Annotated in this window: 12 protein-coding genes; 10 read left to right on the top strand and 2 right to left on the bottom strand. The window is 26.5% G+C overall.

Annotated elements, in window-relative coordinates; genetic code table 4:
* Nucleotides 1-51: 51 nt before the first annotated feature.
* Nucleotides 52-483: a hypothetical protein gene (locus ACXYRO_RS04135; protein WP_458614402.1), complete on the bottom strand. Its 432-nt coding sequence runs from the start codon at nt 481-483 to the stop codon at nt 52-54.
* A gap of 257 nt (nt 484-740) precedes the next feature.
* On the opposite strand from ACXYRO_RS04135, the gene ACXYRO_RS04130 reads away from it, so the two are divergent.
* The 10 genes from ACXYRO_RS04130 (at nt 741) to gap (ending at nt 10,063) form a co-directional block, all read left to right on the top strand.
* Nucleotides 741-1,928, top strand: a complete 1,188-nt coding sequence (locus tag ACXYRO_RS04130) for a phosphoglycerate kinase (RefSeq protein WP_458614400.1) — start codon at nt 741-743, stop codon at nt 1,926-1,928.
* A 186-nt stretch (nt 1,929-2,114) separates the two neighbouring features.
* Entirely contained in the window at nt 2,115-2,690 is a 576-nt protein-coding gene (locus tag ACXYRO_RS04125) for a hypothetical protein (RefSeq protein WP_458614399.1), read from the top strand.
* Between the two features lie 100 nt (nt 2,691-2,790).
* Nucleotides 2,791-3,261, top strand: a complete 471-nt coding sequence (locus tag ACXYRO_RS04120) for a hypothetical protein (RefSeq protein WP_458597925.1) — start codon at nt 2,791-2,793, stop codon at nt 3,259-3,261.
* Nucleotides 3,262-3,316: 55 nt separating this feature from the next.
* Nucleotides 3,317-3,706: a hypothetical protein gene (locus tag ACXYRO_RS04115; protein ID WP_458614398.1), complete on the top strand. Its 390-nt coding sequence runs from the start codon at nt 3,317-3,319 to the stop codon at nt 3,704-3,706.
* Nucleotides 3,666-4,931, top strand: coding sequence for a site-specific DNA-methyltransferase (locus ACXYRO_RS04110; RefSeq protein ID WP_458614397.1), 1,266 nt, complete (start codon nt 3,666-3,668; stop codon nt 4,929-4,931). The genes ACXYRO_RS04115 and ACXYRO_RS04110 overlap by 41 nt, the downstream gene beginning before the upstream one ends.
* A gap of 26 nt (nt 4,932-4,957) precedes the next feature.
* On the top strand, nt 4,958-5,086 hold the full coding sequence (locus ACXYRO_RS04105) for a hypothetical protein (protein WP_435129165.1): 129 nt from the start codon (nt 4,958-4,960) through the stop codon (nt 5,084-5,086).
* A gap of 94 nt (nt 5,087-5,180) precedes the next feature.
* On the top strand, nt 5,181-5,369 hold the full coding sequence (locus ACXYRO_RS04100; protein WP_458614396.1) for a hypothetical protein: 189 nt from the start codon (nt 5,181-5,183) through the stop codon (nt 5,367-5,369).
* A 92-nt stretch (nt 5,370-5,461) separates the two neighbouring features.
* Nucleotides 5,462-7,627 (top strand): hypothetical protein, encoded by a 2,166-nt coding sequence (locus ACXYRO_RS04095; protein WP_458614395.1) that lies wholly within the window; start codon nt 5,462-5,464, stop codon nt 7,625-7,627.
* A gap of 134 nt (nt 7,628-7,761) precedes the next feature.
* On the top strand, nt 7,762-8,841 hold the full coding sequence (locus tag ACXYRO_RS04090; protein WP_458614394.1) for a hypothetical protein: 1,080 nt from the start codon (nt 7,762-7,764) through the stop codon (nt 8,839-8,841).
* Between the two features lie 226 nt (nt 8,842-9,067).
* Nucleotides 9,068-10,063 carry a type I glyceraldehyde-3-phosphate dehydrogenase gene (gap, locus tag ACXYRO_RS04085; protein ID WP_458598186.1) on the top strand — a complete coding sequence of 332 codons (996 nt, stop codon included), beginning with the start codon at nt 9,068-9,070 and terminating at the stop codon, nt 10,061-10,063.
* Nucleotides 10,064-10,100: 37 nt separating this feature from the next.
* On the opposite strand, the gene ACXYRO_RS04080 is transcribed toward gap, so the two are convergent.
* On the bottom strand, nt 10,101-10,517 hold the full coding sequence (locus ACXYRO_RS04080) for a Dps family protein (protein ID WP_458598184.1): 417 nt from the start codon (nt 10,515-10,517) through the stop codon (nt 10,101-10,103).
* Nucleotides 10,518-10,608: the final 91 nt, after the last annotated feature.

The raw sequence follows: 10,608 nt of genomic DNA, 5'->3' as shown, positions 1-10,608 counted from the left end.
TAATAAAACAAAAAGATTAACAGAATTAATTGTTAATCTTTTTGTCCTACTTTAATATTCATATATTTTTTTATTATAATCAAATTTATTAAATGTAGTTTCTTTATTATTCTTTTTATCATAAACTTTTACAAAAGCAGTTTCTGGATTTTGTAAATTAAATAAAACTGCTATAACATTATTATTTGGTCTATAAATTCTTTCTAATGCATAATATTCTTCTAATTGTTCGTAATCCTCTTTTTTAAATTTTCTTGATTTTGTTTCAATAATTAATGAAATATTTTCAATATGTTCAAATCTTAAATCAACAATGTAGGCACCATTAGATCTCTTTATCTTCTCTTGAATTTCCTTGAATTCTTTTGAATCTTTATCAACAATAGAAATATAAGAAAATTCACCAGCCTCGGTGTTTGTTGTATATTGTTCTTTTCCTATATTATTAATTAAATCATTTCTTTCTAATTTTTTAATATCCATATTAAAACTCCTAACAATTATTAACTTTTAAAATATAATTAAACTAATAATAAAGATTATCTATTTTACTTATTGATACAAAAAGTATATAAAATAATCTTTTTTTTATAAGATATTATAATTCTACCATTTTGTTGTTAGTCTTTAAATAAGATTTTATAATTTAATAAAAATTTGAAATTCTTTTTGTTATTTTTTCAATTACAACAGAATTTTATTATAATTAAATAAATAATAACTTAGATATAGGAGTATATATGAAAAAAACAATCAATGATGTTGTTTTAAAAGACAAAAAAGTCTTAGTTAGAGTGGATTTTAATGTTCCATTAAAAGACAGTATTATTTATTCTACTAAAAGAATTACAGCAGCACTACCTACTATTCAAAAAATTATCAGCGATGGTGGTAAAACCATATTATTCTCTCACCTCGGAAGAATTAAGTCAAAAGATGATTTAAGAGAAAAATCACTTAGACCAGTATCTGCTGAATTATCTCGTTTATTAAACAAAGGCGTTATCTTTGTCCCTTATACCAAAGGTGAAGTATTAGAAAAAGCTATTAATCAAATGAAACCAGGTGATGTTTTGATGGTTGAAAACACCCGTTTTGAAGATTTAAATGATAAAGCAGAAAGCAAAAACAATCCAGATCTTGGTAAATACTGAGCATCATTAGGAGATGTATTCATTAATGATGCATTCGGAACTGCACATAGATCACATGCATCAAATGTTGGAATATCTAAAAATATGAGCGAATCTGCTTTAGGATATTTAATGGAAAAAGAAGTAACATCCCTTAAAAAAGTATTGAACAATCCAGAACATCCGTTTGTTGCTATTATAGGTGGAGCTAAAGTATCAGATAAAATCCAAGTTCTTGAAAACTTAATTCAAAGAGTTGACAAAATGGTTATTGCTGGCGGTATGGCATATACATTTTTAAAGGCTACTGGTTATGCAATTGGTGAATCATTAGTAGAAAACGATTTTGTTGCTCTTGCTAAGGATTTCTTAGTTAAATACAAAGATAAAGTTGTTTTACCTGTTGATCATGCAGTTGCGAAGGAATTTAAAGATGTTACACCAGAATTCCATGCTGGGGGAATCAAAGATGGATATATGGGATTAGATATCGGTCCTAAATCTTTAGAATTAGTTAAACAAACTCTTCAGGGAGCGAAGACTGTTGTATGAAACGGCCCTGTTGGTGTTGCTGAATTTGAAAACTTCCGTAATGGGACATTTACCGTATGTAAAGCAATAGCAGAACTAAAAGATTGCTACTCAGTTGTAGGTGGTGGTGATTCAGTAGCTGCTGTTGAAAAACTTGGAATGTCAGATAAATTCTCACATGTATCAACTGGTGGTGGAGCAAGTTTAGAATTATTGCAAGGACTTGAACTACCTGGAGTTACTGCTATCCAAGATAAAAAATAGAAATTTTGTTTCGTTTATACATCTATGTATAAACGATTTTTTATATATTCTTAATAATGTGAAAATATTAAATTCATATTCCATAAATAAATAAAAATCCACAAATTTTTTGTGGTTTCTGTTTTTTTTTTTTTTTTTTGCTTTATCATATATAAAGTTAAATTAAAAATCAAACAAGAAGGAAAAATGACAGAAAAAACAAGATTATTATTTAGATTAAACCTTGCTACCTTAATATTAACCTCAATTACAATGCTATTTTGGATTATAACAACTGCATCAGTGTTATTATTAATTATAAACTATGGTTGATTTGGATTTAATTGGATTACTTTACTTGGTCCATCTATAACATATACTATATTTACGATATTAAATTTATTTGTATATTTAACAATTATTAGTTTGTTGATATCTATTTTTGCAATAACCTTACAAGAAAGCGAAAGGGATGAAGCCATAGCAAGAACTAAAAACTTTGCTATTTCAAATTTTGCTTTAATTCTTGGTGCTCAGCTTGTTTCGTGAATACCTGTTGTATCGTTAATTGGATTAATTATCCAAATTGTTATTACTGTTTTATTAGCGATATCTATTGCAAGATTGAAGAATAATAAAAGTTCAATAAATACAAAATTCGAACAATATAGTTATTCGGACAACAGATTTTCCGGCTATGCTAATAACACACAATTTGATAGTAATAATTCATATTCCAAGAATAGTGTTAATTTTGATAAATTCATTCAAAAGAAAGATTAATAAAATTTCCAATAATACCATTTAAATATAACACTAGGATTAAATCCTAGTGTTATTATATTTACATATATTCATTTATAATATGTAAAGTTAGGAATATATGAAACAAAGAAAATTATTATTTCATTTAGCAATTGCATCATTTGTTTTAAGTTTAGTATGTATGGCATTGTGAGCATTTACATCTTATTTCACATTATCATGGAATTTTGTACCATATAAAGGATCAATAGAGTTTAATTTTTCATCTTTGCTGATTTCTTCAAATTTCTATGCTATTATCATTTTTAGTCTACCAGAAATTCTTGCATCATTAATATATATCAGTATAACAATAATGATTATTATAATGCTTGTAATATCAATGAAGTTATTTAAAAACCAAATAATAAGTAAATCAATTTTAAGACTTTGTATAAGTATATTTTCTTTAATAATACTAGCCTTTCCTTTTGCTTGGGTTCCTGTGATAAGCACTTTTTCCTTAGCAATTCATGTTGTAATAACAGTGTTATTAGTTGTAATATTTGTAAAGGTAAAAATAGAAAGTAATAGAAATGTTATTTATTAAACAATTACCAATCAATATGTAGTAAAATATTTACATATATTTTATAAGGAGAATTATGAACAAAGAAATAAATACATCTGATGAAACTTTAACACAGTTGCAAGAAAAATATTTAAAGGAAATAGATAGAATTTCTTCTAAGGAATTAAACACAGATCAAAAAAGATGGGCAGCGCAGATAATCAAAAGATTTAATGATAATGAATTAGAATACATTTTTCAATTTATCGCTCAAAGAATAAAAATCGGGTTTCGTTTCGATGTTGCTCCCGAGAGCAACAACCAAAGCATTGCTTTGCTTAAAAAGAACGAAAAATTATCTTTTAAATTTAAAGATTCTAAATCAACAGATAATTGTTTGATCATTGGCGAAAACTATGATGCTTTAAAGAATTTAATAGTAATTGAGAGAGAGAGAGAGAGAGAGAGCGGGACTTACATATAATTACGATGTAATTTATATCGATCCTCCTTATAACACTGAAAGTTCTTATGAAGATGGGAACGGAATTGCAAACGACAAAGAAAATATTGATAACGGAAAATTTGCGTACAGAGACAAATTCTCTAGAAATGGATGATTAAATCTAATAAATGAAAGATTAAGATTAGCAAAGAAACTTATTAAAGAAGATGAAGTCATTTTTGTTTCTATTGATGATAGTGAACAAGCTTATTTAAAAGTTTTAATGGACGATATTTTTGGTGAAGAAAATTTTATTGCTAATTTTATTTGAGAAAAAAATTATTCACCAAAGAATAATAATAAGTTTGTTTCCGTTAATCACGATTATATTTTAAGTTATGCTAAGAATAAAGAAGAGTTAAAAAAATTTAATAGATTAAAAAGAAATGAAAAAATTAATTCACGTTACAAAGATAAAGACGAAAAAGGATTTTATAAACTAACAGATTTAACTAAAAACTCAAAAAATAAATTTGATATCTACTGAAATAATAAAACTTATAAGTGTCCTGAAAATTCAGGCTGAATATTTAATAAAGAAAAAATATATGAACTCATAAAAGAAAACAGAATTGTTTTACCTGATGATGAAAATAAAAGACCAACATTAAAAAGATACTTGCACGAAGTTTCAGATCTTATTTCAAAAACTATACTGAACTATGAAGTGGTGGGACATACTCACGAATCAAAAAACGAAATTAATGAAATTTTATATAAAAATGCTTTTGATACACCTAAACCTGTAAGGTTAATAAAACATTTAATAAAACTTGTTGAAAAAGACGGCAATTCTCGCATTCTTGACTTCTTTGCTGGTTCCGGAACCACAGGTCATGCTGTTTTAGATTTAAACAGAGAAGATGGTGGTAATAGAACATATACACTTGTAACTAATAATCAAAACAATATAGCAAAAAATGTTAATTATGAACGTTTGTATAGAATAAACAAAGGTAATTCTACAGATAATCAAACTTTTGAATGAATCAACAAAAACAAACCTTATAAAACGAATTTAAATGTCTACGACATTGAATATATGGATGTTTCACCTGATACTAAGGATGAGACAGATAACATAATTAAAAAACTTATACAATTACTAAAAGATTTTGGTATACCTAATTTAGATATAAATAATCAAAATCATATAAAGAATTTATTAAATGATTTACTTTCTTTAAATCCACAAGAAAGATAAAGCATAAACAATACAAGGAGTCAAAAATGATTAAAGCATACAAAACAACCGAACTAAAAAATATTTTAGATAAAGAATTATTAACTAACGGAATCGATAGTGAAATGTTTTGATTAGCATATGAATATTCTAATTTAGAAAAAATGGTAAGCTAACTGAATATTTGTTAATACAAGATAATAAATTATCCCTTTAAATGAAGAAGAATATCAACAAATTACAAAATCCAAAGAAAATTAAAGGAGAATAATGGAACTAACTAATTCACAAACAGAAGTTGTTAGCGAACTAACTTCTTATGCTATTTCAAGTTTAGAAAGCAATACAGTTGATTATCAAATTTTTAAAGCACCAACAGGTTCTGGTAAAACTTTTATGATTTTAAATTTATCGATCATCTTGTTGAGTGATCAAAAGATAACCCTGAAGAAAAATTAGTATTTTATATAAATACTCTCTCAACTGCTTGTTTACCTCAACAACTTGAAAAGAGTTTTAATAATTACAAACAATACATCAAAAACAAAGACTTGGTAATCAAACGACTTGAATCCCCTTCTGCTAAAGCAAAAACTAAGAAGACCGAACAAACATTTGAGTTTTTTGCTGAAGAAAACAATGTTTTTATTGCTGGTAGTTCATCATTTACAGCCAAAAGTCTTTATACCATCTACGGAGCAGTAGATAAGTTTTTAGATCAAATTAGAAACAATAAATACAAACTTATCTACATCCGCGATGAAGCACACCACGGAGGAGATGCAGACATTAAAATCCGCGAATCTGAAGAAGAAAAGAATTATGAAGCCAAAATGCAATCAGCTGCCGCATTTGTGGTAAAAATGAGTGCTTCACCTAAGAGTGGTGAAAACTTAGTGGAACTTGAACATCAAAGTTTACAAAATGATAATATACAACTTTTAAAAACTAAAAAGAACTATAATGTCAACATTAGTAGTTTAGATGTTTTAGATGATGAAATCATTTTAAGAAAAGCTTGTGAAAAGTTTAAAGAAATCAAACAAAAATACAATGATAACATCAATCAACCCCACCTCATCGGAATCAATGCAGCGATGCTAATTCAAGTTAATAACGATAGCAAAGACAAAGAAAAAAGTGCAAAATTTAATCAAAACATCGATATGATTATCAAAGTATTAGAAGAAAATAACTTAAAATGAGTTAAATATTTTGATAACACTAAATCTGATTGTTTTACTGTAATAGATTCTAATATTAGATTAGCAGGTGGTGATACACTTTTTGATATCTCTAGAAATAATTCACCAGTTGATGTTATCATTTTCAAAATTGGACCCGCAACAGGATGGAATATTCCTAGAGCTTGTATGTTAGTGCAACTGCGTAATGTGTATTCAGGGACACTAAATACACAAACATTAGGAAGAATTAAAAGAAATCCTGTTCCTGTTGACAACTTACCAGCAAACAGTGCTGCATTAGAATACTATATTTATAGTAATGTAGACATTAAAGATCAACAATACCAAAAACTTGTTCTTAAGGATAAATATAAAAACAAAACCTTTATCTCTGGGCATATAGAAAACTTTGTTAAATGAAATGAAGTTGATGAAAATGAATATCAAAAACAAGCTATCGATGAGATAAATAAGTTTTTAGTTGATGATTTTACAAAAGAATATCAAAATATACTAAATGAATTTAAGCAAAATAAATTTATTGTAGCTGAAAAAAGAGATTATGGTGATGGACACTTTGTTACATATAAGGTTAAAAATTTAATTGAAATTGAAATTTTTAACCTAAAAGAACTCAAAAAACATAAAGATTATTTAAATGAAAACATTAAAAAACACATCAATAATTTCTTTACTGAAAATAAACTTAATCAGCAAATCAATCACACAATGCTGTGATATCTATTTATTCAAATTAAATTACCAGTTTTTGTTAATTTAAAGAAAAGTTTAAAGAAACAAAAAAATGAACAAAATAACTTAGTTTTTACTGTTGATGACAAATTAACATTAAAAGAGCGCATCCAAATCTTACAAGAAGAGCGAACCCAAGAGATTTTTAATAATAATTATGCATATAAAAAAGAAAAACTTGATCCAAATCAAAAGGATTCAAATAAATTAGAACTTGTTTATGATTCAGTACCTGAGAAAATTTTTATCGAGAAGTTAAATGCTTGAGATAATAAACACTCTAAAGCAAAATCTGATGATAAAAATAATGTAGAAATTATGTTTACTAAAAACATTCCTTTTAAAGGAATTGGTTTTGAATACATCGCAGATCAGGAACTAAGAACATCTTTTGTTGATTTTATCATTAAATACAACAATCATGAAATACATATTGAAGTAAAAGCATTAAATCAAAATAACAGCACAACAAATGCTCCAGCAAAAACAGAATACATCAAAAATGCTTATAAAGAATATGTAGAAGCATACCAAAAACAAAAGACTAAAGAAAACAATAAGCACTTTAGTTTAATTATTGCTTATGTATCAACAGATCCTAAGAATCCTATTTATTTCAAAGGTTACAGTGATATTTATTCATTAAATAAAAAACTTAATGAATCAAAAGATCCAAAAGGTATTCCGATAGTTTTAGACACACTTTTAGAATGATCTGCTGATTCAAATGAACAAGATGTTGTGAATAATACACAACATAATAATCAATCTGCATAATGTATTTTTATCTCTTTTTCATTAGAATATGAAAATATACAAATTTTATTTCACAAATAAACAGAAAATTGCCCACATTTTTGGCTTTCTGTTTTTTTTTTTTTTTTGTTCTATCATTAAGAAAGAAAGGAACTATGTCAAGAAAATTAACCCTGTTTAAAATGAACTTATCAACTTTGGTGTTAAGTTCAGTAACTATGTTATTTTGATTAATAACAACTATTTTAATTTATACACCAGTAAATGCATATGGTAGACTTTCATATAACCCTGAATATGTCTTTACAAGCAGTATACCATATGCAGTATTTACAATTATGAACATCTTTATATATTTATCAGTTATAGCAATGTTGATATCAATTTTTGCAATTACATTGCAAGATGCTAAAAAAGATGAAACAATAGCAAAAACAAGAGCTTTTGCTATATCAAATTTTGCTTTGATTCTTATTGCACAACCTGTGTCTTGATTACCAGGTATATCAATTATCGGATTGCTTATTCAGGTTGCTATTACAGTTTTATTAGGTATATCAATGGTTAAATTAAAACCAGCAAAAGTGAAAGCACAAACACAAGAAATTATAAAAGAGGAAAAAGTTTTACAACAACCTAAGATAGAAAGTGCATTGGTTTCTAATATAATTTCAAATGACAAGAAAGAAACATCTAATTTAAAAGTCATTAAATCGTTAAATATATCTGCATTATTTTTTGTAACATTGAATTTAGTAATTTTAATTATTAATTTATTAATTGATACTTTTCTTTCTTCTCTTTATTTATATGATGATGTGTATGTGGTGAAATATTGAATTAATGTATTAAATTATGTTTTTATTATAACTGCATTTCTTATTAGCATATTTTTATTTGTTAAAATTACAATAATAAATAAATCTGAATTAACAAAAAAACTTAAATCTTTCTTTTTATTAGTGGTATTAATGATTCTTTTTGTATTAGTATTATCTCCGTTTAATTTAAATCTACTAATGAATATTAGTGCCTTTTCAAATTGGCACCGAGAAAGTTACCCAAATTGAAGTATCAATAGTTTCGATGTACCTAAAGAAACACCAATATATTTTACAAATTTATGAATAATCATATTAATTGTTGTCGTAATTATTTTACTTTCATACACACAAAATTATTTAAATAAAGAATATAAAAAGTTGTATATAAATTCAATAATAAATTGAATATAAGATAAAATTATAATCTAATTCTTCGAAATTCAACTCACTTTTATAAAAAATATTTGTAAGAGAATTTAACAAGTTATCTAAATTATCTAAATATAATAAAATGGCAACAATAACAACTATTTCCCACCATCCTCATCAATCCATAATATCTATATATTTATATTTTTTATTTTAAAAAAGTTTATAATATGCAAGATATACATTTTAATTAACAGAAAGGTAAAATATGAAAAAAGTAGCAATTAACGGATTCGGAAGAATTGGTAGATTATTTTTCCGTAGATTATTAGAACAAAATTCAAACTTAGAAGTTGTTGCAGTTAACGATCTTACAGATTCAAAAACCCTAGCACACTTATTAAAATACGATACAGCATTTGGTAAATTAGGTGTTGAAGTAGTAGCTAAAGATGGTGCTATCGTTGTCGATGGGAAAGAAATTAAAGTATTCGCAGAAAGAGATCCTGAAAATCTTCCATGAGCTGAACTTGGAATTGATGTAGTTATTGAATCAACTGGATTCTTTACTAAAAGAGATGGTGCTTCAAAACACTTAAAAGCGGGTGCTAAAAAAGTTGTTGTTTCTGCACCATCAGAAAAAGATGTTAAAACTATTGTATTTAATGTAAACCACAATGAATTAACAAGTGATGATACACTTATCTCTGCAGCATCATGTACAACAAACTCATTAGCACCTATGGTTAAAGTTTTAGTCGATAACTTTGGTATTAAATCTGGATTTATGACAACTATCCATGCATACACAGGAGATCAAAGACTTCAAGATGCTCCACATAGAGACTTACGTAGGGCTCGTGCAGCAGCAGCAAATATGGTTCCTACTTCAACAGGAGCAGCAAAAGCAATTGGTTTAGTAGTTAAAGAAGCAGCAGGAAAATTAGACGGTTCAGCAATTCGTGTACCATTAATTACAGGTTCATTAGTAGACTTAACTGTTTTATTAGAAAAACAACCTACAGTTGAAGAAATTAATGCAGCAATGAAAGCAGCAGAATCAGAAAGTTTCAGATATGAAACCGATGAAATTGTTTCTTCTGATATTATTAAAGAAACACATGGATCAGTATTTGATTCAAAATTAACTTCAATCAAAGAATCGTCAGAAGGTAACTTATATAAACTCTTCTCATGATATGACAATGAAATGTCATATGTATCACAACTTGTTAGAACAGTTATTTACTTTGCTAACTTATAATAAGCATAATAAAATCCGGTTCCCCGGATTTTTTATACTATTTTGACATCGCATCAAATTGTCATAATCATTTATCTAATGATAATAGCACTTCATCAAAAATAGGTTGAACTCTAGCGCTTCATTCAAAACTTTCAGCAAGTTGTAAAAGTATTTTTAAATCATTCACAAGCACTTTAAGAGCTTGTTTATAATCAAAGATTTGTGAAGTTAATTCAGTGATTTTAGAAGCTTCTAGCACTTCTGTATAACTTCCTAAAGCGACTTCACCTTTCATAACAACTTTTTCAGCAATCTCATCTACAAAATTTAAAACATCATCTTTTAATTTATCACTTTGTGCATGAATTTCAAAGAATTCTAATCCTTTAATGTTTCAGTGGATGTTATTAATTTTTTGATAAAACACTTGTAAGCTTGCTTGCATTTCTTTTAATTTTTGTATTTCATTCATATTTCCTCCTTGATTTATTTTACCATATTCATATGATAAAGTAGGACAAAAAGATTAACAATTAATTCTGTTAATCTTTTTGTTTTATTAA

Source organism: Mycoplasma sp. 4013, assembly GCF_054353875.1.
Note: the sequence above shows the minus strand (reverse complement) of the source record. Positions and strands in the feature narration are given on the sequence as shown.